Annotated in this window: 19 protein-coding genes; 12 read left to right on the top strand and 7 right to left on the bottom strand. The window is 68.2% G+C overall.

What is annotated here, in order from left to right; translation table 11 throughout:
• Positions 1-179: 179 nt before the first annotated feature.
• The 3 genes from EV138_RS13910 to EV138_RS13920 all read left to right on the top strand — a co-directional run bounded on the left by EV138_RS13910 (position 180) and on the right by EV138_RS13920 (position 4,749).
• Positions 180-1,481 carry a cytochrome P450 gene (locus EV138_RS13910; protein WP_133979342.1) on the top strand — a complete coding sequence of 434 codons (1,302 nt, stop codon included), beginning with the start codon at positions 180-182 and terminating at the stop codon, positions 1,479-1,481.
• A gap of 123 nt (positions 1,482-1,604) precedes the next feature.
• Complete coding sequence (locus EV138_RS13915; RefSeq protein ID WP_238158124.1) at positions 1,605-3,164, top strand: GGDEF domain-containing protein; 1,560 nt, start codon at positions 1,605-1,607, stop codon at positions 3,162-3,164.
• A 19-nt stretch (positions 3,165-3,183) separates the two neighbouring features.
• Complete coding sequence (locus EV138_RS13920; protein WP_238158125.1) at positions 3,184-4,749, top strand: GGDEF domain-containing protein; 1,566 nt, start codon at positions 3,184-3,186, stop codon at positions 4,747-4,749.
• Here the strand turns inward: EV138_RS13920 and EV138_RS13925 are convergent.
• A complete protein-coding gene (locus EV138_RS13925; RefSeq protein WP_133979344.1) occupies positions 4,743-6,176 on the bottom strand; it encodes a DUF7059 domain-containing protein in 1,434 nt (477 codons plus the stop codon). The two genes, EV138_RS13920 and EV138_RS13925, sit on opposite strands and share 7 nt — an antisense overlap.
• 132 nt (positions 6,177-6,308) lie before the next feature.
• Between EV138_RS13925 and EV138_RS13930 the strand changes: the two genes are divergently transcribed.
• Positions 6,309-7,694, top strand: a complete 1,386-nt coding sequence (locus tag EV138_RS13930) for a hypothetical protein (protein WP_166678588.1) — start codon at positions 6,309-6,311, stop codon at positions 7,692-7,694.
• Positions 7,695-7,701: 7 nt separating this feature from the next.
• Here EV138_RS13930 and EV138_RS13935 read toward each other — a convergent pair whose 3' ends face one another.
• From EV138_RS13935 to EV138_RS13960, 6 genes are all read right to left on the bottom strand, one after another.
• Positions 7,702-8,493, bottom strand: coding sequence for a class I SAM-dependent methyltransferase (locus EV138_RS13935; RefSeq protein ID WP_133979347.1), 792 nt, complete (start codon positions 8,491-8,493; stop codon positions 7,702-7,704).
• A 3-nt stretch (positions 8,494-8,496) separates the two neighbouring features.
• Positions 8,497-9,291 (bottom strand): DUF2785 domain-containing protein, encoded by a 795-nt coding sequence (locus EV138_RS13940; protein WP_133979349.1) that lies wholly within the window; start codon positions 9,289-9,291, stop codon positions 8,497-8,499.
• A 339-nt stretch (positions 9,292-9,630) separates the two neighbouring features.
• Positions 9,631-10,386, bottom strand: coding sequence for a hypothetical protein (locus EV138_RS13945; RefSeq protein ID WP_133979351.1), 756 nt, complete (start codon positions 10,384-10,386; stop codon positions 9,631-9,633).
• A gap of 1 nt (position 10,387) precedes the next feature.
• Complete coding sequence (locus tag EV138_RS13950) at positions 10,388-11,389, bottom strand: ABC transporter ATP-binding protein (protein WP_133979353.1); 1,002 nt, start codon at positions 11,387-11,389, stop codon at positions 10,388-10,390.
• A 381-nt stretch (positions 11,390-11,770) separates the two neighbouring features.
• Complete coding sequence (locus EV138_RS13955) at positions 11,771-14,077, bottom strand: sodium-translocating pyrophosphatase (protein WP_133979356.1); 2,307 nt, start codon at positions 14,075-14,077, stop codon at positions 11,771-11,773.
• 217 nt (positions 14,078-14,294) lie between these two features.
• Positions 14,295-14,654 carry an STAS domain-containing protein gene (locus EV138_RS13960; protein WP_439648982.1) on the bottom strand — a complete coding sequence of 120 codons (360 nt, stop codon included), beginning with the start codon at positions 14,652-14,654 and terminating at the stop codon, positions 14,295-14,297.
• A 213-nt stretch (positions 14,655-14,867) separates the two neighbouring features.
• On the opposite strand from EV138_RS13960, the gene EV138_RS13965 reads away from it, so the two are divergent.
• The 8 genes from EV138_RS13965 (at position 14,868) to EV138_RS14000 (ending at position 25,160) form a co-directional block, all read left to right on the top strand.
• Positions 14,868-17,183 carry a DEAD/DEAH box helicase gene (locus tag EV138_RS13965; protein ID WP_133979358.1) on the top strand — a complete coding sequence of 772 codons (2,316 nt, stop codon included), beginning with the start codon at positions 14,868-14,870 and terminating at the stop codon, positions 17,181-17,183.
• A 39-nt stretch (positions 17,184-17,222) separates the two neighbouring features.
• Complete coding sequence (locus EV138_RS37990) at positions 17,223-17,855, top strand: hypothetical protein (RefSeq protein WP_238158126.1); 633 nt, start codon at positions 17,223-17,225, stop codon at positions 17,853-17,855.
• A 445-nt stretch (positions 17,856-18,300) separates the two neighbouring features.
• A complete protein-coding gene (locus EV138_RS13975; RefSeq protein WP_238158127.1) occupies positions 18,301-19,068 on the top strand; it encodes an RICIN domain-containing protein in 768 nt (255 codons plus the stop codon).
• 591 nt (positions 19,069-19,659) lie between these two features.
• Positions 19,660-21,084, top strand: coding sequence for an extracellular solute-binding protein (locus EV138_RS13980; protein ID WP_133979360.1), 1,425 nt, complete (start codon positions 19,660-19,662; stop codon positions 21,082-21,084).
• A complete protein-coding gene (locus EV138_RS13985) occupies positions 21,084-22,007 on the top strand; it encodes a carbohydrate ABC transporter permease (protein WP_232828340.1) in 924 nt (307 codons plus the stop codon). Before EV138_RS13980 ends, EV138_RS13985 begins: the two co-directional genes overlap by 1 nt.
• Positions 22,004-22,825: a carbohydrate ABC transporter permease gene (locus EV138_RS13990; RefSeq protein ID WP_112241385.1), complete on the top strand. Its 822-nt coding sequence runs from the start codon at positions 22,004-22,006 to the stop codon at positions 22,823-22,825. Before EV138_RS13985 ends, EV138_RS13990 begins: the two co-directional genes overlap by 4 nt.
• The gene (locus tag EV138_RS13995; protein WP_133979362.1) at positions 22,825-23,910 is read left to right on the top strand and encodes an ABC transporter ATP-binding protein; all 1,086 of its coding nucleotides are present in this window, start codon (positions 22,825-22,827) and stop codon (positions 23,908-23,910) included. Before EV138_RS13990 ends, EV138_RS13995 begins: the two co-directional genes overlap by 1 nt.
• The gene (locus EV138_RS14000; RefSeq protein WP_133979364.1) at positions 23,910-25,160 is read left to right on the top strand and encodes a CehA/McbA family metallohydrolase; all 1,251 of its coding nucleotides are present in this window, start codon (positions 23,910-23,912) and stop codon (positions 25,158-25,160) included. The genes EV138_RS13995 and EV138_RS14000 overlap by 1 nt, the downstream gene beginning before the upstream one ends.
• Positions 25,161-25,616: the final 456 nt, after the last annotated feature.

Genomic DNA, 25,616 nt, shown 5'->3' on the forward strand with positions numbered 1-25,616 from the left:
CCCTCCGACATGACAAGGTCTGACTGGCACGACGGCGAAACCATGGCCCCCTCCCATGGTGGTGCCAGCGCCACTACACAAGTAGTGCCAACACCATCAGAACTGGTCCGCGGAAGAGCTAGCTTCGGAGTATCCGAAAGCCGTCGGGGGCAGCACGTCAGAGAGGGCGCGTGGGAGTCATGGTTGCGACATACCTGAAGAGATGGGTCGGCAGCCGGGTACTGAGCAGAACCACCCGCAAGGGTGGTCTCAACCTGTCCAAGATGCGGGTGTTCCCGCGCCAGGTCTCGATGCCGTTGCGGCGCAGCGGCCTGGACCCGGTGCCGGAGCTCGGCGCGATCCGCGAGGTCGAGCCGGTGCACAAGCTGGCCAACCTGTTCGGCCTGAACGTCTGGGTGGTCAGCGGCCATGCCGAGGCGAAGGCCGTGCTGGCCGACAGCGAGAACTTCAGCAACGACATCCGGCCGCTGGTCGGCTCGGACCCGAACAAGCCGTCCGAGGGGATCGGCGGCCTGGGGTTCACCGATCCGCCGGACCACACCCGGCTGCGCAAGCTGCTCACGCCGGAGTTCACCAAGCGCCGGCTGGCCCGGCTGGAGCCGGCGATCGAGAAGATCGTCAACGACCAGCTGGACCTGATGGAGGCCAAGGGCCCGGTCGCCGACATCGTCGCCGACTTCGCCTTCAACGTGCCCTTCCTGCTGATCGCCGACCTGCTCGGCGTCGAGGAGTCCGACCGCGACCGCTTCCGGGCCCTCGGCCCGGCCCGGTTCGACCTGTCCGGCGGCGGGATCGGGGTGTTCGGCTCGGCGAGTGAGTCGCGCGACTTCCTCTTCGAGATCGTCCGCAAGCAGCGTAAGGACCCGGGCGACGGCCTGATCGGCTCGATCATCCGCGAGCAGGGCGACACCATCGACGACATCGAGCTCGGCGGCCTCGCCGACGGCGTGTTCCTCGGTGGGTACGAGACTTCCGCGTCCATGCTCGCCCTCGGCACCCTCGTGCTGCTGCGCGACCCGGAGAACTTCGCCCGGATCAGGAACGAGCCCGGCGCGGTCGACGCGATCGTCGAGGAGCTCCTGCGGTACCTGACCGTCGTCCAGGTCGCCTTCCCGCGGTTCGCCCGGCACGACCAGGAACTGTTCGGCCAGCAGGTGAAGAAGGGCGACCTGGTCGCCGTGTCACTGTCCGGCGCCGACCGGGACAAGGCCGTCTTCGGCCCTGACGCGGAGGACTTCTGGCCGCAACGGGCTCCTGCAGCCCACCTTGCCTTCGGGCACGGCATGCACCGCTGCGTCGGAGCCGAGCTGGCAAGGATGGAGTTGCGGGCGGCCTTCACAGCGCTCGCCCACCGGTTCCCGGACCTGTCACTGGCCGTGGCGGAGGAGCAGTTGCGGTTCCGCGACTTCTCCATCGTCTACGGCGTCGAGTCGCTGCCTGTGCAGCTGCACGCCACCGAGTCCCAGCAGGTCGCCGGCTGAACCCCAGCCGGCCCTCGCTTGCCGCTCTGACGACAAGGTCGTGACAGCGAGCCCCCACGCGGACACAATGGGCGGTCCGACCCGAACAAACGGGTGACCTCCGAGGGGACTGGCGAGCACTAGATGGCGATGGGCGGGGGCCGGCTCACCGAACGGATTGCCGCCGCGATGACCCTGGCGCAATCCGGCGGTCACGTCACGGCCGCTGCCGAACTCAAGGCGATCCGCGCCGAGCTCGGCAGCGAACCCAGCTACGAGCTCGCCGCCGCGGAGTACGTCCGCGGGGTGACCGCTCATCACGCCTGCGACGCCGACGAGGCCCTGGCCGCGGTCGAGGCCTGTCTGGCCGTCGGCCGGGCGATCGAGGAGCCGGGCTGGGAAGCGAACGCGCTGCCCATCCGGATCATCACCCTGGCCCGGAGCGGGCGCAGCGGCGACACCATCAGCGACCTGGTCAGCGCGGAGCACGCCCTCGAACGAACCACCGACGCGGGACTGGCCGCCTGGGCGCACACCGGCATCGGGTACGCGTACGACGTACTGCGGATGTTCGAGTTGTGCGTGCCGCACTACGAGCTCGCGGCGGCGGCTGACGCCGATGTGCTGGAGCTCGCCGAGGTGCCGGCGATCGACCGGTTGAACCTGTCGGAGACCCATCTGCGCTGGGCACACGAGCTCGAGCGGCTCGGCGACCCGGCGTACGAGACGGAGATCCAGGAGCGGCTGGCGTCGGCCGAGCACTGGGCCAAGGAAGCCGAGCAAGTGATCGTCGACGACGAGAGCCAGGAGTACTGGCGATTGAGCGCGCGGCTGTGGCTTGCGGCTGCCCGGACCGCAGCGGATCCGGCCCGTGCTGTCGCGGACCTGGAGGACTGCCGCGACGAGATCGGCAAGCTCGGTGAGACCGAACGGCTTGCGATCGCCGGGGCCTACCTGGCCAGGGGACTGGCCGCGCAGGGCCGGATCGAGGCGGCGACCGCGGCCGCCGATCGGGCCCTGGACGACCTGATTCCGCTGGCCGATCCGGCGACGGTGATGCTGGTGCTGCAGACCAGGTCGGAGCTCGCCGCCCGCACCGGCGAGTTCGGGGCCGTCAAGGGCCTGGCCTATGCGCGATCGGTGGCCCGGGGCTGGTGGAAGGAACGCCAGCGCGCGGTGAACGCCGTACGGCGTGCGCTGGAGACGCATGATCTGCCCGCCCGCCACGACGCGGAATGGCATGCCGCGCGGCAGGATCCGCTGACCGGCATCGGCAACCGGCGGGCCCTGGACGAGCGGCTCATGGAAGCCCGGGACTCCAGGCGCGCGGTGACGCTGCTGGCCATCGACGTCGACGACCTGAAGGTTGTCAACGACACCCACGGGCATGCTTGCGGAGACGAACTTCTGCAGGTTGTTGCAGATCTGCTGGTAGAACAGGCGCGAGCCACCGACGCCGTGATTCGATCGGGAGGAGACGAGTTCTTCGTGGTACTGGACCAACCGGACGCGAAGGGCGGCGCCCAGCTCGCGCAGCGGATCCGGTCTGCGGTGGGCACCGTCGCGGCGACGACCTCCAAGCCGTGGCTCAGCCGGCTGAGCCTGAGCATCGGGTACGCCGCGACCGCCGAAGGAGTGCCGGTGGAACTACTGGTCCAGGTCGCGGACAGCCGGTTGTACGAGGACAAGCGTCGCGCGCGGTGAGCGTGGCAAAGGAGGTCGGGTGCGCGAGACGTCGGGGGTGACCGCCCGGATCGCAGCGGCGATGACGCGCGCCCAGTCGGGCAATCCGGCCGAGGCCGCGACCGACATCCGCCGGCTGCTGAGCGAGCTCGGTCCGGAGCCGTCGAACGAACGCGCCGCCGCGGAGTACGTGCGAGCCGTCACGGCCCACTACCGCGCCGACACCGACGAGGCGCTGGACGCGGTGGACGGCTGCATCCGGGTGTCCCGGGCCATCGACGAACCGGGCTGGGAGGCGAACGCCCTCGCGCTGCGGATCGTCACGCTGATCCGGGCCGGCGAGGGCGGCGACTCGGTCGCCGATCTGGTCGCCGCCGAGAACGCGCTCTCCCAGACCCGCGACCGTGGTCTGGCCGGCTGGGCGCACACCGGGCTGGGCTACGCCTACGACCTGCTGCGGTTGTTCGAGTTGTGCATCCCGCACTTCGAGCTCGCCGCCGAGGCCGACGCCGATCCGCTCGGGTTGCCGGAGTCGCCCGCGATCAACCGGCTCAACCTGGCCGAATCGAACCTGCGCTGGGCCCACGAGATGGAACGGCTCGGCGACCCGGCGTACGACGAGGAGATCCGGCGCCGGCACGACGAGGCGCGGCGCTGGGCCGGTGAGGCGATCGAGGTGATCGTCGGCGCCGACCTGATCGGGTACTGGCCGATGACCGGGCGGATGTGGCTGGCCGCCTGCGACCGCGAGGCGGACCCGGCCGGCGCGGCGGTGATCCTGCGCGACTGCCGCGATCAGCTGGCCAAGCTCGGGTCGATGGAGCTGGCCGCGATCGCGGGAGCCTATCTGGCCAAGGCCTATGCGGCACTCGGCCGACTGGACGACGCGCTGGAGGCGGCGGACCGGGCGGGTACCGATCTCCCGCCGACGTCGGACCCGCCGGTCGAGGCGCTGGTGCGGCACACCGCAGTACAAATCGTTGCAGGTACGGGCGATCCCGGCGCTTCGGTCGGGCTGCAGTACGCGCGAGCGATCACGCGCGGCTGGTGGGCCGAACGCCTCCGCGGTCTGTACGCCGTCCGCAGCGCGCTCGCGAACCACGAACTCTCGATCCGGCACGACGCCGAGTGGCGAGCCGCGCGAGAAGATCCGCTGACCGGCGTCGGCAACCGGCGTGCGCTCGACGAACGGATGTCGCTCGCCGCCGACTCAGGACGCTCGGTCGCCGTGATCGCCATCGACGTGGACAATCTCAAGGTCGTCAACGACAGCCACGGCCACGCCTGCGGAGACGCAGTACTGCGCCGGGTCGCGCAGTTGCTCACCGAGCAGTGCCGCGCCGAAGACGTCGTGGCCCGGGCGGGCGGCGACGAGTTCGTCGTCGTCCTCGACAACCCCGACGAGCGCGGCGCCCGCGAACTGGTCGAGCGAATCAGGGCGACGGCCGAGCGGGTGGCAGCCACCGCTGTCGAACCGTGGTTCATGATGCTCCGGCTCAGCATCGGCCACGCCACCAGCACCGACGGCACCCCGATCAGCGCACTCCTCACCGAGGCCGACGCCCGCATGTACGCCGAGAAGCGCCGTCGCCGGTCCGCTCAGTAGTTCAAAAATCCTTCGGTGACGAGGGTTCTGATCTTCGGCAGGTACTCCGTGTGGACATCGTCGCGCCCCAGCAGGCTGCCGAGCGCGTCGAGGATCTGGCCGACACTGAGCTCACCGTCGCAGGCACCGACGAACCCGGCCAGCACGGTGTCGGCCTGCTCGGCCCTGCGCATCCCGCGCTGACGCCGAAGCACGATCGTCGCCGGATCCTCGGCACCCGGCTGCCCGGCGGTCTCCTGGACCACGTCGTCGGCGACCACGAGATGCAGGCCGGTCAGGTCGGCGGGCAACCCTTCGCGACGTTCGAACCGATCCAGCACGGCCGGCCCGATCGGCTGCTCGATCTCGTACGGCCATTCCTCCGCGTCCAGGCTGCCCGGGAGATTCCGCAGGTTGATCCAGCCCATCCCGATCGCCTCGACCCTCTGCTCGTCGAGCCACCGCAGCCAGGCGTCGTACCGGCTCGTGTACTCCGGCCGGCCGTGCAGGCCCGCGTCGCGCAACCACAATTCGACGTACTCCGCCGGATCCAACTGCTCGCGCTGAACCGCCCAGGCCGCCCGATCGCCTGTCCAGGAGGCTATTCGCTGCTGCCAGTCCTCGCCTTTGATACACGTCCAGTTGGCCAGAAGCTGGCACCAGCCGCCTTCGGTGAGCTGCCCGGGCGCCTGCCGGACCAGTTGCTCGACCACCGAATCCCCCGCGAACCCGGTCTCCCGATAGGTGAGCCGCCCATCGCTCGGCGGTGCGATCACGTACGGCGGGTTGCTGACGATGAGGTCGAAGCGCTCGCCGGCGACCGGTTCGTACAGACTGCCTTCGCGAACGTCCAGCTCGATCGCGTTCAGCGCGGCCGTCCAGCGGGTCAGCTGGAGGGCGCGTGGATTCACGTCCGTGGCGACGATGTGGTTGACGCGGTCGGTCAGATGCAAGGCCTGGATGCCGCAGCCGGTGCCCACGTCGAGCGCTGTCTCGGCCTTGACCGGAACGGTCAGCTTGACGAGGCTCAGACTAGCCGGGGCGATGCCGAGAACGTAGTCGGGTCGCATCGGCTCGCGGCGGCCGTCCAGTCCTGGCGTCAGGTCGGCAACGACCCACCACTGCCGCTCGTCTTCCGCATAAGGTCGGATGTCGACGGCGGCGATCACTTCGTCACCGTGTTGCTGGATGATGCCTAGGGCAAGTAATTGTGGATAGGTCTGCGGAAACGCCTTACGGACGGTCGTTTCCGGTACCGCCCGCTGCAGGAGGAAGAGCCGGATCATCGTGTCGATCGGCTCACCTACGGCCGTCCTGCTCGTGGCGAGTGTCGTCTCGTTCCGCGCCAGCGCCCTGTTGGCCTGGGCGCCCAGCCGCTCGGCGACCCCTTCAACCGTGTATCCCGCCGCGCCGAACTCGGCACGCAACTGCTCCGCTATCGCATCCACGGCTCCATCCTCCCAGACGTCCCGGAGGTCGCTCCCGGAGTTATCCACAGGTTGCGGATTCAGGCCGACGGGAGCGGGTCCGATGCTGGCATATTCAAAGCATCAGAAGGTCGCAGCTGAAGGGAATGACGGATGAAGATGCGTGCGGGGCTCGCCTTGACCGCGGGTCTGGTGCTCGTGTCCGGGTGCGGGGCATCAGGGCTGGAGACAGGCGCCGGGACGGTCGAGAAGAAGACGGCCGAGGCGTTCCTGACGACCGCCGAGTCGACTTGGCACCGCCAGGTCGACGACGAGTCGAACAAGAACCTCAGCGCCGAGGCGCGCTGCTATTTCGTCACCGGTGCCGATGGCAACAAATCTCTGGGGACGGTCGCCTGCGGCCCGCTCCGCCGCCTGGGCAGCGCGGAGCGCCAGGTGTGGGACGTGGCCCGGATCGAGACGACAGGAGCGGACAAACCAGGGCTGGAGCTGCCCGAGGACGAGCCATGGAAGCTCTCCCAGGTCAGACCGGACAACAGTGAGCTCTGGCGTCCGGACAACAAGAAGGCGGCGGACGACGCGGACGCCTTGGCGGCGCCACCCGCGCCGGCTGCTCCGGCAGGCCTGACCGAGGTGAGTGACAAGAGCCAGACTCTCGACCTCGAGCCGGCGGGCGACAAACTCGTCGTACCGGACGGAACCCTTACGCTGAAAGGGATTGCTACCCCCGAGACGATCGGCAGCGGTGCCGAGGTGCGGGCACCTGCCAGTGGTGAGAAGTTCATCGCCGCCGTGTTCGGCACCGCACCGACCATGGATCCCTTGACGGGGCGCGAGCTCGTCGATCCTGCGAGCGGCGACGCAAAGGCCGTTGCGACGAAGTGGACCGTCACAGTAGGTGGTCAGCAACGACCGGTCGACATCTTTCCCGATGCGGCCGGCTCGGCCGTCGTGCCGGAGCGGACCCTGATCGCCTCGGTTCCGAAGGACGCCGCCGAAGTGTTGCTGACAGCAACCAATGGACCAGTAGTCCAGACCCTGTCCCTGGCCACCGGGAAGCGCACCAGCACGACCGCGGCAGCCTTCTACCGAACGGGAACGATGGCCACGCTGAACAAGTCAGTCCCCGCCAAGTCGATCACCCTTGGGTACAGCTTCCGGAGCAAGTTCTCGTATTCGCTGGGCCGGGCCGCCTTGATGCCCTGGGACCCCGCGGCCGGGTGGGCGCCGGACGGCCAGACGTGGATCCGGGTGGAGCTGAAATCGAGTCTGGAGTACACGTTCCTCCAGTACGACAAGTCATGGGCCGACCCGATGCTGACAGCCACCGCCGACGGCACCTCGGTCGGGAGATCGGCCGGCGTCAACTCTCCGGAGGCCGACATCATCGCCATCGCGGTACCGGCTGGGGCCAGATCCATCCAGCTCAAAGCGCAGCCACGACTGAACTTCACCAGCAACAGCTTCAGCCCTCACAACTCACCCAAGTCAGGCACGGCCGTCTACCCACCCCTGACCGCCACAGCCACCTTCAACTGAGCTGTGGTCAGCGGGCGGTCGTGTAGAGCACGGTGCCGGACTCGATGAACGCTTCTGGAGGGAGTTCGGCCAGTTGCCGCTCGGCATCCGCCAAGCATTCCGCGCGGAGGTCGGCCGCAAGCAGGGCGATCCGCCGCGCCATCGCTCCGATGACCTGGGAGTGCGCCAGGAACTCCTCGGCCGTCGGGTGATGGTGAAACCGCTCGACGGTGATCTCGACCTGGCCGAAGTTCGCGGCCCGCAGAGCCGCCTCGAGCTCCACCGGGTCGGAGGTGACCGCGTTGGACGGCATCTGCGGCGAGGGATCGGGCGGGCCGCCGTACTCGTCGATCACCCGCACCCAGACGTCGTACGCCGGATGCGGGTCGTGGCCCGACCAGGTCACCGCGGCGAAGGAACCACCAGGCGCCACCACCCGGCGTACCTCGGACAAAGCAGCAGGGAGGTCAGGGAGATGGAACAACACGAACGGCATGACGACGGCGTCCAGACTCGCCCCGGCGAACGGCAGAGCCTGGGCGTCGCCGACCACCCGGGCGAACCGGGCCGGCGCCTGCCGGAGCATCGCCTCGGTCAGGTCGGCACCGATGACTCGCGCCCTCGGAGCGAGCTGCTCGAGATGAGGCAGCAACCGGCCCGGACCACATCCGAGCTCGGCGACGCGACGGGCCTCGCCAAGGTCGAGCCGATCCGCGACAGCCCGTGCGTGCACGGCAAGCACATCGGCCCACTTCCCGGCGTACGCCGTGGCGACGGCGGCATAGTTCGCCCGGATCGCGGCGGTGACGGGTTCGGTCATCGATCAGAAATAGTAGGGCGTCGCGGCATGGAAAACCTCGACGAGCTTGGCCTTGATCGCGTCGCGACGAGGGACCTGGACCGGTGGCTTCTCGCGGTCGAGCACCACGCCGTTGTCGACCATGGCGTAGACCACGCGCAGGGTGCGGAGCGTGTTGGAGGACTCGGGAGCGATCCCGCCCGAGGTGTGCATGCTGATCGCGCGGACCGCGGGGTCCAGCCAGCTGGTCGCGTCCGCCGCACTGAGGTCCGGCCGGGTCAGGGCGGCCGACAGAGCGAATCCCAGCCGGTCGTCCTCGAGATCCTGCATCACGTGCTCGGTGGGGGTCAGCAGGCGGCCGATGCCGAGCCGGAGCATCTCCACCGGCTCGACGGCGGGAACGAGCGCCAGCGCCCCCAGCAGGTCGCTGCCATGGGCCATCGCGTGCAGCCAGCCGAGCTTCGGGTCGTAGCCGCGCAGATCCTCCTCGGCCACGTACCAGCGCTCGAACGGCGGCACCCAGGCCGGCTCGAAGACCCCGGCCGACACGATCGAGTCGAGGATCAGCGGCGCGAACGTCCGGGCCTGGATCTCCTCGTCCCCGAACCGGCTCACCATCTCGTCCCCGAGCGCCCGGAGCTGCTCGGTGCTCAGCACACCCTTCCCGATCCAGGTCGCCAGCGTCGAGTACGCCTGGCCGTCCCGAACCGCGGGATCAGGCGACCGCAACATCCCCGACAGCTCACCCACCAGTTCGTCGAGCGGACGATCATCCGGTACAGCGAAGCCCCCGGCACGAACCCGCGCCCAATCCGTCATGCAGCGCAGGCTAGACGCTCCACCGGTCCACCCACCAGCGCCCCGCCCACCGACCGACATCCGGAGCGAAATCACCCTCGACCACGCGACTCCGCAAAAGGAAGCGGCCCGTGGGGCATCTGGTGGATGCTCCACGGACCGCGGCGACCAGGACCCCTCAGCCCGGCCGTGCCTTCATTCTCCCCCGCCGCCGGTCCCCCACCGACCGCGCCCTTTCAACTCCCTCGGCCTCCACCGCTCGAAGGCCGCCCCCTCGACCGATCTCCCCTCAGCCGATCTCCCTCGACCGATCTGCCACTGGCCGATCTGCCACCGGCCGATCGACTGCGAACGCGACTGTCAGGCGTCGCGCTTGCTGGCGCTGATCAGAGCGATCGTGAGCAACGCCGCCGCCCAGCCGGCGAAGTACAGCAGTGCCAGCCAGGGACCCATGGCGTAGTCCCCCTGGGCGCCGGCCAGACCGAAGTCCTGCCCTTGGTTCAGGAAGGAGCTGCCATTGGCGAACGGCGACCACTGAGCCATGTCGTCGCCGACCTTGGGGATCAGGTTGAAGAGGTTCTCGACCAGTAGCGGCCAGAGGATCAGGATCGCGATCGCGCCCGCGCTCTGCCGGATCAGGATGCCGATCGCGACCGCGATGACGGCCGAGAGAGCGAAGATCAGACCCTGTCCGGCCAGCAGCCGCCATTCGGCGGGTGTGTCGATGGACAGGTCGGCACCGCTGACGAACAGGTTGCCGATACCCCACGCCCCGAAGGAAGCGATCAGACCGACGACACCGGCCAGGAAGGCGACCACAGCGGTCTTGCCCAGGAGCAGCGCAGTGCGCTGCGGCACGGCCTGGAAGCTGGTCCGGATGGTGCCGAAGCGGTACTCGGTGGTGACCGCCAGCGCGGCCATCACCATCATCACCATCTGGCTCAGCTGCGCGCCCGGCTGGGTGATGAAGATCGTGGCCCGTTGCTCGTCCGCGCCCTTGAGGAACCCGGTGGTCAGCGCGGCGAAGCCGATGGTCAGCACGGCGGCGACGATCATGCACCACCACGGTGAGCGGGTGGAGAAGAGCTTGATGCGCTCGACTGTGATCACCGACATGTCAGTTGTCCTCCTTCGGCCCGGCGGCCACCTCGGCGCCGGAGACCGGCGGAACCGCGGTCACGTCGGTGACTGCGGCAATCTCGTCGTGCGCGTGGTACTGGACCGAGTCGCCGGTCATCTGCATGAACGCCGCTTCCAGCGAGCCACGCTGCAAGGTCAGCTCGTGCAGGACGATGCCCTGTGCGGCGGCGGCCTCACCGACCTGGTCGGTGGTGGTGTCGCCCTCGACGAACAGCACCTTGCCCTCGTCCTCGACGTCCTCGATCCGGGTCACCAACTGCTGCTGGTTCAGCACGCCCTGGAGCTGGTCGAGTTGTGGGCTACGCACCTTGACGGTCGTGCCGCTCGCGCGGTCGACGAACTCCGTGGTGGTGCTCTGCGCGATCAGTCGGCCGCGGCCGATCACGATCAGCTCTTCGGCGGTCAGCGCCATCTCGGACAGCAGGTGGCTGGAGACCAGCACGGTCCGGCCCTCGTCGGCCAGCCGGTGCATGAAGGTCCGGATCCAGACGATGCCCTCGGGGTCGAGCCCGTTGACCGGCTCGTCGAAGAGCAGGATCTCCGGGTCACCGAGCAGGGCGCCGGCGATGCCGAGGCGCTGCGACATACCCAGCGAGTAGGCCCCGGCGCGCTTGTTCGCGACCGAGGTGAGGCCGACCATCTCCAGGACCTTGTCGACACTCGACTTCGGCAACTTGTTGGAGGCGGCCATCCAGGCAAGGTGGGCCCGCGCCGACCGGTTCGGGTGCACCCACTTGGCGTCCAGCAGGGCGCCGATCTTGGTCAGCGGCTGCCGCAGATCGCGGTAGTGCTGGCCGTCGATGCGGACGTCGCCGGAGGTGGGGGTGTCGAGTCCCAGGATCATCCGCATGGTGGTGGACTTGCCGGCCCCGTTCGGGCCGAGGAAGCCGGTCACCTTGCCGGGCTTCACCTCGAAAGACAGGTTGTCAACGGCAACAGTTGCGCCGTATCGCTTGGTGAGGCCTTTTGCCTCGATCATCGCCGTACTCCTCGTTCGGTGGCGCGCCAGTGAATCCTCGGGCGGGCTGTTGCTATCAGTATCGAGGCCAGGTCGGGTCATCACATCGGACCCCGGGCGGATCCGGTGTGTCCACCTCTGGGTGGATTCTGCCGTTGTCCCCGTGGGGACCGCCATCGGTTAACTCCCTGACCTGCCCCCGACGATCCCTCACTCGCGCGGCCCACGCATCAGCCGAAAGTAGACGGCTGCCGGCCGAAAGTCCGTCGGACGGTAGCGGCCGCCGAACAAGCCCGCCCCGCCAGAAGTCCCGGTATACAAAGCGCAAAGCCCGCCGGAGAGACTCTCCGACGGGCCTTGCGGTTCACTGCTGGGTGCTGTTTGTCCTGACCTGCGGTCAGATCACGCGGCGGCGTTCACCTCGGCCGGGGTGTCCGAGATGACGGACTCGCGGCGCTTGGAGACGATCACGGCCGCGGCGATGATCACCAGCGCCACCAAGGAGATGGCGATCCGCAGCGCGGTGTTGGTGTCCTCGCCGATGGTCGACATCCCGACGACGGCCGGAGCGATCAGCACCGACACCAGGTTCATCACCTTGATCAGCGGGTTGATGGCCGGGCCGGCGGTGTCCTTGAACGGGTCGCCCACGGTGTCACCGATGATGGTGGCCTCGTGTGCCGGCGAACCCTTGCCGCCGTGGTTGCCGTCCTCGACCAGCTTCTTCGCGTTGTCCCAGGCGCCACCGGAGTTGGCCAGGAAGACGGCCATCAGGGTGCCGCTGGCGATCGCGCCGGCCAGGTAACCGGCCAGTGCCGAGGCGCCGAGGCCGAAGCCGACGGCGACCGGGGCCAGGATCGCGAGCAGACCCGGGGTGGCCAGCTCACGCAGCGAGTCGCGGGTGCAGATGTCGACGACCTTGCCGTACTCCGGCTTGCCGGTGCCCTCCATGATGCCGGGGATGTCCCGGAACTGGCGGCGTACCTCGTACACGACCGCACCGGCGGCGCGGCCGACGGCGTTGATCGCGAGACCGGAGAACATGAACACGACGGCCGCACCGATGATCAGGCCGACCAGCGTGGACGGGTCGAAGACCAGGGCGTCCGCGTTGAACGCGGCGTCCCCGGCGTCGTTGAGCACCGCGTAGATCGAGTCCGTGTAGGAACCGAACAGCGCGGTCGCCGCCAGTACGGCGGTGGCGATGGCGATGCCCTTGGTGATCGCCTTGGTGGTGTTGCCAACGGCGTCCAGCTCGGTCAGGATCTGGGCCGCCTCGCCGTCGACGTCACCGGACATCTCGGCGATGCCCTGCGCGTTGTCGGAGACCGGGCCGAAGGTGTCCATCGCGACGATGACGCCGACGGTGGTGAGCAGACCACAGCCGGCCAGCGCGATCGCGAACAGCGCGACCACACCGGAACCGCCGACCAGGAACGCGCCGTACACGGCGGCGGCGATCACGAGCGCGGTGTAGACCGCGGACTCGAAGCCGACCGAGATGCCGGACAGGATCACGGTCGCGGCACCGGTCAGCGACGTCTTGCCGACGTCCTGGACCGGCTTGTCCTCGGTACCGGTGAAGTAGCCGGTCAGCGCCAGGATGATCGCGGCCAGCACGATGCCGATGATCACCGACACCGTGGCGATGATCCGGGGGTCGCCGTCGTGGCCGGCGATCGCGTCGGTCGCGCCGGTCAGGTCGCCGAACTTGCCCGGCAGGTAGACGAACGCCGCGATCGTGCAGAGCACGGCCGAGATGAAGGCCGAGATGTAGAAGGCGCGGTTGATCGTCTTCAGGCCGTTCTCGCCGGTCCGCGGCTTGGTCAGGAAGACACCGATGACCGCGGTGACGGCGCCGATGGCCGGCACGATCAGCGGGAAGATCAGGCCCTGCTCGCCGAAGGCGGCCTTGCCGAGGATCAGCGATGCCACCAGCATCACGGCGTACGACTCGAACAGGTCGGCCGCCATACCCGCGCAGTCACCGACGTTGTCGCCCACGTTGTCGGCGATGGTCGCCGCGTTGCGGGGGTCGTCCTCGGGGATGTTCTGCTCGACCTTGCCGACCAGGTCGGCGCCGACGTCGGCGGCCTTGGTGAAGATACCGCCGCCGACCCGCATGAACATGGCGAGCATGGCGGCGCCGAAGCCGAAGCCCTCGAGCACCGTCGGGGCGTCGCCCTTGAAGAACAGCACCACGGCGGCGGCACCGAGCAGACCCAGGCCCACCGTCGCCATGCCCACCGTGCCACCGGTGCGGAACGCGACGCGCATGGCCGGCTCGCGCCCTTCGTTGCGGGCAGCCGCGGCGACGCGGACGTTGGCCCGGGTCGCGAGCCACATGCCCAGGTAGCCGATCGTGGCGGAGAAGCCCGCACCGACCAGGAAGAAGATCGACCGGAAGATCTTCAGCGTGGTGTCGTTGTCGCCGTCACTGTGCACAGGCAGCAGGAACAGCAACAAGAACGCGACCACGGCGAAGACCGACAGCGTCTTGAACTGGCGGTTCAGGTAGGCGGCAGCACCTTCCTGGACCGCCTGAGCGATCGTCTTCATACTTTCGGTGCCATCGTTCGCGGCAAGCACCTGACCGCGGAACACCATCGCGATGGCGACCGCGAAGATCGCGATCACTCCGACGACGATGACCAGCGTGGTGTTGCTCGACGAAAGATCCACCGCTTGTACAGCAAGCGACGCGGACATCCGTCCTCCTTGTTGGCAACCCCTGTGGACTTGACGGCCCCCGTAAGCCGCTACCGAAGGGTTGGGAAATACGAAACAGCACCAATGACCTGGCGCGGTGGGTCACTCTAACGGGTAATCCGACCAGACCTGACGACAGGGTGGTCTACGTCATACCCGGGCCTGAGGGCAAGGCCGGCACCCTCTGTAGTCACAGCAACACCTGAACCCGGCCGACTCAGATGGCCGAGGCGACATCGGGGTGGATGTCGAAAACCTTGGTCAGGCCGGTGATCCGGAAGATCTTCAGCAACCGTTCCTGCGTACAGACCAGGGACAGCGACCCGTCGTGGGTGCGGACCCGTTTCAGTCCGCCGACGAGCACGCCGAGCCCGGTGGAGTCGAGAAAATCCACTCTTTCAAGGTCTACGACCAACTCGTACTGCCCCGCGTCGACCAGCGAGACGAGGGTCTCGCGCAGCTTCGGCGCGGTGTAGACGTCGATCTCCCCGCCCACCTCGACGACGGTGCGCCCGCCCTCCGAGCGCGTCGTCAGCGACAGATCCACTTCGGCCTCCGATCCCGTGAACTGTTGCATTCAACCATGTACGGACCGTGAGTAGGGCCGTTGCGGAAAACTCTTTCATTCCGGCTCATCCCGCGTCGACCTCCTCGACAGAACTGTTGTGTGCATCCGCATTTGCAGCCGCCTCCGGCGTCCGACCGTGCACGTTCCGGCACCCTGCGTCGTCCGAAGTTGTCGACGGCCACGACTACGCTCGCGGTATGCGTGAGGGCGGTGAACAGGCAGATGCACGACAGCGGTGAAGCGGCACTCGTACTCAAACGCTTGGCTGCCGGACCCGGCCGGGCCGAGAGGCTCACCCACGTCGAATCCGTGCCGCCACGACAGGGCCGGACCGGCGCCTGGCCACGCTGGGTCCCCACGGAAGTGCTGACCCAACTCGCCGACGCCGGCGTGACCGAGCCATGGACCCATCAGGTCGCGACAGCCGAGGCCGCCTACAGCGGCAAGCACGTCGTCGTCGCCACCGGGACGGCGTCGGGCAAGTCGCTCGGCTACCTGCTGCCCGCCTTCGCCACGCTGAGCATCGCCCAGTCGGCGTCGCCCCATCGGCGTACGGCGTCAGTTCTGTACTTGTCGCCCACCAAGGCGCTCGCGCACGACCAGTTGCGCGCGGTCTCGGCGTACTCCGTGCCCGGGTTGCGGCCCACAACGCTCGACGGGGACTCGGAGCGGACCGAGCGGGACTGGGCCCGGGACCACGCCACCTATGTACTGAGCAATCCGGACATGCTGCACAGGTCGGTGCTGCCCAACCACCAGCGCTGGGCCAGGTTCCTCGGCTGCTTGCAGTACGTCGTGGTCGACGAGTGCCACCACTACCGAGGGGTGTTCGGCGCGCACGTCGCCGGAGTACTACGCCGCCTCCGGCGCGTCTGCGCGCAGTACGGCGCTCATCCGATCTTCATCTGTGCCTCTGCGACGGTCGCGGAGCCGGCCGTGTCGGGCGAGCGACTGACCGGCCTGCCGATGGTGGAGGTGGTCGCGGACGGCTCGCCCCGAGGCGGCATCTCCTTCGGTCTGTGGGAGCCGCCGCTGACATCGGCCAGAGGAGAGAACGGAGCCGCCGTACGCCGTTCCGCTACGGCTGAGGTCGCGGATCTGCTCACCGACCTCGTGGTGTCCGGCGTCAGGACCGTGGCGTTCGTCCGATCCCGGCGGGGCGCCGAGACGGTCGCGCTGACCGCGCGCGACAACCTTGCCGAAGTAGACCCGGCGCTGGCCGACCAGGTGTCGGCGTATCGGGCCGGTTATCTCCCGGAGGAGCGGCGACGGCTGGAAGGCATGCTGCAGAGCGGGGAGCTCACCGGCGTCGCAGCGACCAACGCGCTCGAGCTGGGCATCGACATCGCCGGGCTGGACGCAGTACTGCTCTCTGGTTGGCCGGGGACGCGCGCGTCGCTTTGGCAGCAAGCGGGGCGAGCAGGACGAACCGGTGGCGATGCGCTGGCTCTACTGGTCGCCAGGGACGACCCGCTGGACACCTATCTGGTCCGGCATCCGCAAGCGATCTTCGGGCGACCGGTCGAGGCGACGGTGTTCAACCCGGAGAACCCGTACGTGCTCGGTCCCCAGCTCTGTGCTGCAGCCCAGGAGTTGCCGCTCACGCCGGCCGACTACGAGATCTTCGGAGCCACCACCGAGAACGTGATCGGCCAGCTGGTCCGGCAAGGCCTGCTGCGGGAGCGACCGCACGGCTGGTTCTGGACCAGGCGCGATCGGGCCGTCGACGCGATCGACATCCGCTCGGCCGGTGGCAAGACCGTGCAGATCGTCGAGGACCAGACCGGTCGGCTGCTCGGAACGGTCGACGGCGGCTCGGCTCACGCCAGCGTGCACGAGGGCGCGGTCTACGTCCACGCCGGCGAGTCGTACCTGGTTCGCAGCCTCGACCTGGAGGGGCACGCCGCCATCGTCGAGCAGGCCTCACCGGACTACACCACTTTCGCCCGCGACAAGACGGACATCAGCATCCTGGCCGCCGAGCAGACCCGGGCCTGGGGCTCGGCGGAGTTGTCGCGCGGCTGGGTCCAGGTGACCAGCCAGGTGATCTCGTACCAGCGCAAGGAGCTCGGGACCGGCAACATCCTCGACGAGCAGCCCTTGGATCTCCCGGCGCGAACACTGCGCACCAAGGCCGTCTGGTGGACCATGCCCGACGCGCTGGTCGAAAGTCTCGGGCTGACCGACGTACCAGGGGCCGCGCATGCGGCAGAGCACGCGTCGATCGGGCTGCTGCCGTTGTTCGCCACCTGCGACCGCTGGGACATCGGCGGGGTCTCCACCGCCAAGCACGCCGACACGGGCCGGCTGACCGTCTTCGTGTACGACGGTCACCCGGGCGGAGCGGGATTCGCCGAGCACGGCTATGCCGCGGCGCGCGATTGGTTGACCGCGACACGTGAGGCGATAGCACACTGTGAGTGCGTGGACGGGTGCCCGTCGTGCGTACAGTCACCCAAATGTGGGAACGGGAACAACCCACTCGACAAGGGCGGCGCAGTCGCGCTGCTCACCGCACTTCTAGGCAGTGAGGCCTAACCGTCCAGCAGTCCGGCTGCTGGAAGAAAGGCAGCGATCATGCTGGCCCTCGGAATCGTCCTGATCGTCCTGGCCGTCCTGTTCGGTCTCGGCGTCTCGGTCTCGTCCGGCGACACGACCAAGATGTCGGTGTTCGGCGTCGACTTCGGACTGGCCGTGCCGACCCTGTTCCTGCTCGGCGCCGCGACCGGCATCGCCCTGTTCCTCGGCCTGTGGCTGACGAAGAAGGGACTCGGACGTGGCTACCGCCGGCACAAGGAGGTCAAGGAACTCCGCCAGCAGGTCGCCGCGACCCCAACCACCACCGAGCCTGCCGACGGCGCGACCGCAGTCGACGACGACCGTACCGACCTGGACCGCGACACCAGGTCGGCGGCGGCAGGGGACCGAGTGGCAGGGGGCCCGGTGGCAGGGGACCCGGCGGCAGGAGACCCGGTGGCCGGGGGTCCGGTGGCCGGGGACGAGGTCGTACCGCGGCATGCCGCCACCTCCGGTGACTCCGCCCGCCTCGGATCCTCCGACACCGCCAACGGCACCGGCTCCGGCCGGGTCAGGGAGGGCCTCGGCGACGACGGGAACAGCCGCACGGTCGACCTCGACGAGGCGGACCGGCTCGCCCGCGAACGACACACCGTTGCCGACGGCACCGAATCCGGGGAGCACCGTCCCTGACCTCTGGGGAACTGAACGACCTTCACCATCGCGCCCTTGCGGAGAAGTGCAAACTCCTTCCCTGCAAGGGCGCAGTGCCGCGCAGGAGAAGTTGCAGTATCTCGATCGGGCCACAGCCGCCACTCGATCCCGGCACGGCAACCCCGCAACCAGATTTCGATGCCTCGCGCAACCATTCGACCCCTGGCAGTTAGTTGCCATTGGCATCAAGTTTCCCTGATTGTCCATAACCACCTCCGGGCCTCTTGTGCATTACTGGTCGTGGCGTCAACGTCGCGTTGAGTCACTGTCGGCCTTCCGGGCCACACCACCTCCTCACGGAGGATCGACCCGCACCGCATCCCACGCGCAAGGGATGTCGTCGCGGCCCCCGGAACCGGCTCGCTCTCGCCTCGGGGTCCCGACGACCTGACGCCGCGAGATAGCACGACCTCTGGAGGTTGTCTTGATCATCCGTAGATTGTTGAGCCGTACCGGCGTCGCAGTGCTCGCCGTCAGCGTCGCCCTGGCCACGGCCATCCCGGCGCAGGCAGCCGCACCGGCCACACCGGCCGGCCCACCGCCCGGCGTCGAGGTAGGCGTCGTGAAGCAGATCGCCAGCCGGGCCGACACCCGCTACTGCCTCACCTTCGTCACCGCGAACAAGGTGCCGATGGCGGTGATGATGGCCTGCGCTCCCGGCAAGGAGGGCAAGACCCAGGAGTGGGTGTACACCGAGAAGGGCCAGTTGCAGGTCGCGATGAGCAAGAGCGTCGGTGGCGCCCTTGCGAAGACCGGGGCCTGCCTGGACACCGGCGCGGACCTGGTCACACCGCCGGCCGACGCGCCGGTCCTGGTGCTGCCCTGTCGTGACGGTGCGGGCCAGAAGTGGAACTACGACACCGCTGACGGCTCCTTCACCAACGCGGCGAGCGGACTGGCACTCAGCTCGCTGCTCGGTAAGGGCAAGGCCAAGCAGGCTCAGCCCACCGGTGACCTCAAGGCCACCGGTGCCCCGTACCAGGGCTGGAGCGCGTTGCCGCTGCCGGGCCTGGACATCCTCGGCGCGGTGCTGGCACTCGTGAACGCACTGCTGGCATCGCTGGGCCTCGCCCTGCCGCTGCCGATCGCGAACGCCGCGACGAGCCTTCTCGACCTGGTCCGGGCGAAGAACCCGGTCCCGGCGCAGATGACGACACTGCCGAAGCAGATGATGCAGCTGGCCAGGCGCTGATCGAGGAGGATCCTCAGGTACCACGAGGACGGCCGGCCCCGACGATGTCGGGGCCGGCCGCTTCTTGTCGGTCCTTTCTGTGCGAACCGTGTGTTCAGTTGTGAACCGTTGCGGGTTCGGGTGGTGGAGCGGTGGATCCGGTCGGCATCCGCTGCTTGCGCGTCAGCGGAGACTTCCGATCACCGCCGTGGGATCACCACCAGCAGTGGTGGTGCCAGTGGTGCCAGTAGCCACAGCCGAGAAGGTCGTCCAGAAGTCCGAGCAACATGTCGTCACCTCCGATCCAGGGAACCCGATCGGCACTGACGCTACCTCCCGCTGTCACCCTGTGTATCTAGATCTGGACTGTTTGTGACAGAACCGCGAGCTAACTTCAACTTCACCGCAATGCTTGCCGCCCGCATCTAATTTGACGAAGTTTCGTCACTCTGAGAAGTGGCTACCGGCAACGGTGGGTAGCTCCGGCGGGCACCGCGGTAGGAAAGTGACAACGTTTTCCTGTCGGATGGGCAAAAGTCTTCACATAGTCGCCGGCTAGTGCCAAGGTGGACCGGCACTGGCTGCACCGAAACCCCCGCAAGGAGCCCCCTGATGCGACGAATCTCGCGGTTGTCCCGGCTGGCCGTCCTCGGCTCTGCCACCGTTGTCCTGCTGACCGGTTGTCTCGGGTCGTCCGGCGACGGCTCCGGCGACCAGGACTCGAACCGCAACGCCGATGCCAAGAAGGTCGAGCTGACGATCGGCTCGAACTCGGTCAAAGGCGGCAAGAGCAGCGCCGGCGCCACGTTCACCGAGGACGTCCTGATCCCGAAGTTCGTCGAGGCGCAGAAGGCCAAGGGCGTCGACGTCACCGTGAAGTTCCAGGGCGACGGCTCGGACGACGAGGTCTACAAGCAGAAGCTCGCGCTCAGCCTGTCCAACAAGGCCGGCCCGGACCTGTTCAGCCTGGACGGCATCTGGGTCGGCGAGTTCGCCCAGGCCGGTTACATCAAGCCCCTCACCGACACCGTCGGCGACGCCGCGAAGGTGAACGACTGGGACGGCTGGAAGCAGATCCCGGAGTCGGTGCAACAGCTCGGCTCGTTCGACGGCAAGCGGTACGGCGTACCGGGTGGGACCGACGGCCGGGTGCTGTTCTTCAACAAGAAGCTGTTCCAGCGGGCCGGGCTGCCGGCCGACTGGCAGCCGAAGTCGTGGGACGAGATCATCAGTGCGGCTCAGGCGCTGAAGAAGGTCCCCGGCGTCACCCCGGTCCAGATCAACGCCGGTACGGCGATGGGCGAGGCCACCGCGATGCAGGGCGTGCTGCCGCTCCTGGTGGGCACCGGCGCGACCATCAACAGCGACGGCAAGTGGCTCGGCAACACCCCGCAGCTGCGGCAGGTGCTCGACTTCTACAAGACGATCTACGGCAGCGGGCTGGGCGATCCGGTGCTGCAGCGTGAGGCCAAGGGCCGGGACAAGTCGTTCGCCGAGTTCGCCGCGAACAAGATCGGCATCCTGCTCGAGAGTGACTACTTCTGGCGCAGCGTGGTGGAGCCCAAGGAAGGCGTCGCCAAGATGGCCGACCGGGACACCGCCGTGGGCTACGCGCTGATCCCGGCCGGCAAGCCGGGCGCCGGCGTCAAGGGCCAGGACTTCGTCTCGATGTCCGGCGGCGGCGCGACCGCGATCAACCCGAACACCAAGTTCCCGCAGCAGGCCTGGGAACTGCTGCAGTTCATGAACTCGGCGGAGATGGTGAAGGCCTCGCTCAACGGTGCCGCGAAGATCACCCAGCGCACGGACGTCAACACCGAGGTACTGGCGGGCGACCCGATGCTCAACTTCGTTGCTACCAAGGTGCTGCCGATCACGCAGTTCCGGCCGGGCCTGGCGGAGTACCCGAAGATCTCTGCCGCGCTGCAGCAGGCGACCGCTGACGTGGTCGGCGGCAAGTCCGCCGACGCGGCCGCGAAGAGCTATCAGGCCGCTGTCGAGGCGGCCGCCGGCAAGGACAAGGTCACCAGCAGCTGATGACCACCGCACCTGCACCCGTGCCGGGACGCCCGGCACGGGTCCGTGGTCCGGCCCAGGACGTCGCGGGTCTCGGCGTGGCCCGAGCCGTCGGCTTCCTGGCCCCGGCCTTGTTGCTGATCGGCGCCTTCCTGGTCTTCCCGGCCATCTGGACGATCTACATCGGCATCACCAACTACCGGCTGACGGGCGTCGAGGCCGTCTCACCGTCGATCGTCGGGCTGGCGAACTACACGAAGGCTCTCAACGACGCGCTGTTCCACAACGCGCTCTGGCTGACCGTGCTGTTCGTGCTCGGCTCGGCGATCGTCGGCCAGAACATCCTCGGGTTCGCGCTGGCCTGGACGATGCGGCGCGCACGACCGGCAGTACGCCGTACGGTCGAGGGGCTGGTGTTGCTGGCCTGGATCCTGCCGTCGACCGTGGTGGCCTACTTGTGGATCGCGTTCTTCGACCGGGACACGGGCACGCTCAACAGCATCCTCGGTACACAAGGCACCGCCTGGCTGATCGACTACCCGATGGTCTGCCTGATCGTGTTCAACACCTGGCGGGGTACGGCCTTCTCGATGATGCTCTACTCCTCCGCGCTGCAGGCCGTACCGCCGTCGCAGTTGGAGTCGGCGCGCATGGTGGGCGCTTCGGGCTGGCAGACGCTGAGGGACGTGGTGTTTCCGCACATCCGCGGGCACGTGCTGACCAACACGCTGCTGATCTCACTGTGGACGGCCAACGACTTCTCGCCGTTCCTGCTCACCAAGGGCGGCCCGAACCACGAGTCGGAGACAGTGCCCGTCTACATCTACAACGTCGCGCTGCAAGGCGGTGAGCTCGGCTACTCGTCGGCGATCTCGTTCCTGCTGCTGATCGCGAACCTGCTGGTGGCACTGCTCTACCTGCGGCTGCTGAGGAGGCGGTCATGACTCCGGCCTTCGTCGTACGCCGGATCGGCTTCTACGTGCTGATCTGTGCGATCACGCTGTTCTTCGCAGTACCGATGCTGTGGATCGCTTCGGCGCCGTTCGACAAGTCACCCGGGCTCGGCGTGCACTGGCCGGACTGGACGCTCGACAACGTGCGCAAGACGCTGGACCATCCGTATGCGATGCACTCGATGGTCAACTCGCTGCTGATCTGCGTCACGACGGCAGTGGCCGTCACTGCCTTCGCGGCGCTCGCGAGCTACGCGCTGTCGCGGGTGCGGATCCCTGGCCGGGACGCCTTGCTGTACGGGCTTCTGCTGCTCTCGTCCGTGGTCACCGGGACTGCGGCGATGGTGCCGATCTTCGTGATGATGTTCCAGCTCGGGTTGATCGACTCCCGGTTCGGGGTCGCGCTGGTGATGACCGGCGGCCTGTTGCCGGCGGCAATCTTCATCCTGAAGGACTTCGTCGACGCGGTACCGAAGAGCTACGAGGAGTCGGCGCGGGTGTTCGGCGCCTCCACGCTGCAGATCCTGCGGGACGTCGTACTGCCGGTGGCCCGACCGGGTCTGGCCACCATCCTGGTGTGGGCGTTCGTGAACTCGTGGGGCAACTTCCTGGTGCCGTTCCTGCTGATCCGGTCGATCGACAAGCAGCCGGGCGCCGTCCTGCTGCAGACCTTCACCGACGAGGGCGGCAGCGCCAACCTCTCGGTGATCCCGGTCTTCTCGTTGCTGTTCTCGATCCCGGTGGTCGTGCTTTATCTGTTGGTGAACTCGCGGTACGGGTTCCGCTTCCATGGAGGGATCAAGAGCTGATGGCCGGTATCGACATCGAAGGCCTGGCGACCGTCTACCCCAACGGCGTGCGCGCCGTCGACGGGCTCGACCTGACGGTCGCCGACGGCGAGTTCTTCGCGCTGCTCGGTCCGTCCGGGTGTGGCAAGACGACGCTGCTGCGGACCATCGCGGGGCTGGAGTCCGCGACCGAGGGCACCGTCCGGATCGACAGCATCGACGTCACCCGGCTCGAGCCGGGCAAGCGTGGCGTGGCGATGGTCTTCCAGGACTACGCGCTGTTCCCGCACATGAACGTCTCCGAGAACATCACCTATCCGTTGAAGGTACGGCGGGTCGCCGCGGCGACGCGTGCATCTGTCGCCGAGAAGACCGGCGACGAGCTTTCCCTGCAGGGGTTGCTCGAACGGCGGCCGGGACAGCTGTCCGGTGGTCAGCAGCAGCGGGTCGCGCTGGCGCGGGCTATCGCGTCCGAGGGCAAGGTGCTGCTGCTGGACGAGCCCCTGTCGAACCTGGACGCGCGGCTTCGGCTGGAGGCACGGACCTTCCTGAAGAAGCTCCAGAAGGACCTCGGCATCACGACGGTCTTCGTGACGCACGACCAGGCCGAGGCGTTGGCTCTGGCCGATCGGATCGCAGTGATGCAGTCCGGGAAGTTGCGGCAGCTCGGTAGTCCGCGCGAGGTGTTCGCCCGGCCGGCCAACACCTTCGTGGCCAACTTCATCGGATCGACGCCGATGAACCTGCTGCCGGGGACCGTCGGCTCGGACGGCGTCACGATCGCGGGGGGATCGTTGCCTGCGGCCACTGGTTCGGTCCCGGCCGGCGCGGAGGTGACGGTCGGCGTACGGCCGGAGTACCTCACCTTGTCGACCGGCGATGTGAGTGGGCCCGCGGTTCGCGGCTCTGTGGTCGTGGCCGAGAACCTGGGAACGCAGTCACTTGTCACGGTGGACTGCGACGGCACACTGATCGGTGTCACCGTGCCGGAGGAGGACGAGCCTTCGCCCGGTACGCCCGTGGTTCTGACGGCCTCGGAGCAACGAGTCCTCGTGTACGACAAGGAGTCCGGCGAACTGCTGGCCCGGCAACCCGCGGTGGTCTGATGGCTGTCACCAGCTACCGCCAGCGCTGGACCCTCGACGACCGGGCTTCGTCGGTCTGGCATTCGCTGCCGGTCGACATCCCGCCCGGCTGTGCCGGGTTGTCGGTGACGTTGACCGTGCCGGCGGTCGAGGGTGCGGTGATCGATCTCGGGTGTGAGGGCGCCGCCGGCTGGCGCGGCTGGTCGGGTGGCGCGCGGCGGTCTTTTGCGATCACTCCTACTGCGGCGACGCCCGGCTACCTGGCTGGTGAGCTGGAGGCCGGCACCTGGTTCGTGGTCATCGGACTGCACCGGGTGCCTGTCGAAGGTGTCGAGCTGGTTGTCGAGGCCGTCACCGGCCCGGTCTCGGTGATCCCCGGCCAGGAGGAGTACGGCGCGTTGACGGCTGCCGTCGGCGTACCGGCTCGGCCGCCGCGTCGCGAGTTGCCGGCTGCCGACGGGCTTCGATGGGTGGCTGGTGACTTCCATGCCCACTCGTTGCACTCGGACGGCTCGACTCCGGTCGCCAACCTCGCGGCGCTCGGAGTATCGGCGGGGCTGGACGTCATGGCCATCACCGATCACAACACCGAGGCGCATCACTGCGAACTGCCGGGGGTCGGCCGGCAGTTCGGGATCGGGCTGATCCCTGGTCAGGAGGTGACCACGGACACCGGCCATGCGAACGCCTTCGGCGCGATCGGGGTGGTCGACTTCCGTCGGCCTGCTGCTGACTGGGTTACCGAGGTTGCCCAACGCGGCGGGCTGCTCTCGATCAACCATCCGCTCGGCGGGGACTGCTCGTGGCGGTATCCGCTGCCGGAGCATCCGCCGCTGGCCGAGGTGTGGCACTCGTCCTGGCTCGACCATCAGTGGGGTGGGCCTGTCGCCTGGTGGCAGGCGTGGGGGCTCGGCTCGACCACTCCGATCGGTGGCAGCGACTACCACAACCCGTCGTCGCTGACGACGCCCGGAATCCCCACCACCTGGATAGCTATCGACGCCGCCGCCGAAGGCCCGGACGAACTGGTCCCCGCCGTACTGGAAGGCCTGGCCGCCGGCCGCACCGCCATCTCCGCCGGCTACGACGCCCCCGTAGTACTCCACAACGGCAACGAACTGGCAGTCATCGACGCCCCCAACACCCTCCTCCTCACCGCCGACGGCACCCGCCACCCCATCCGCACCCCCTACGAAACCATCCCCGCCCCCACCACCCCCGGCACCGCCCTCATCACCCACACCAACCGCTTCCTCTCCCTAACCACCTAACCGCCCCCACCGCTCGCTCCATCAACGCGACCCGCTGACCAGCACCGCCGGAGCCAACCGCCACCAACCACTCCACCCGCCCCACCACCTAACCCGTCCGGCCGCCGAGCCGCTGTGGGCGGCGCTGACGCCACCACTCGGACCGCTGACGCAACCGCTCGAACCGCTGACGCCACCACTCGAACCGCCTCACCACCTGACCACTGAGGCCAGCACTCGAACCGCCTCACCACCTGACCGCTGACGCCACCGTTCGAAGGCTCCACACGGCCCGCTCACCTGTCCGCTCATTGCTCAGGGCCTCTATCCCTCGTCTTGATGCGACAGAGGGTTGGTGGCTGCGGTGTGCTGATGAGTCGAGTGAGGTGGTCGTTGGGCGGCAGGTCCCGGTGGGTCGCGATCTGGTCGCAATCTGGTAGAGATGGGGCGTTGATGTGGACGGCACCAGCCGGCTGC

This window comes from Kribbella voronezhensis, assembly GCF_004365175.1.
Classification (GTDB): Bacteria; Actinomycetota; Actinomycetes; order Propionibacteriales; family Kribbellaceae; genus Kribbella; species Kribbella voronezhensis.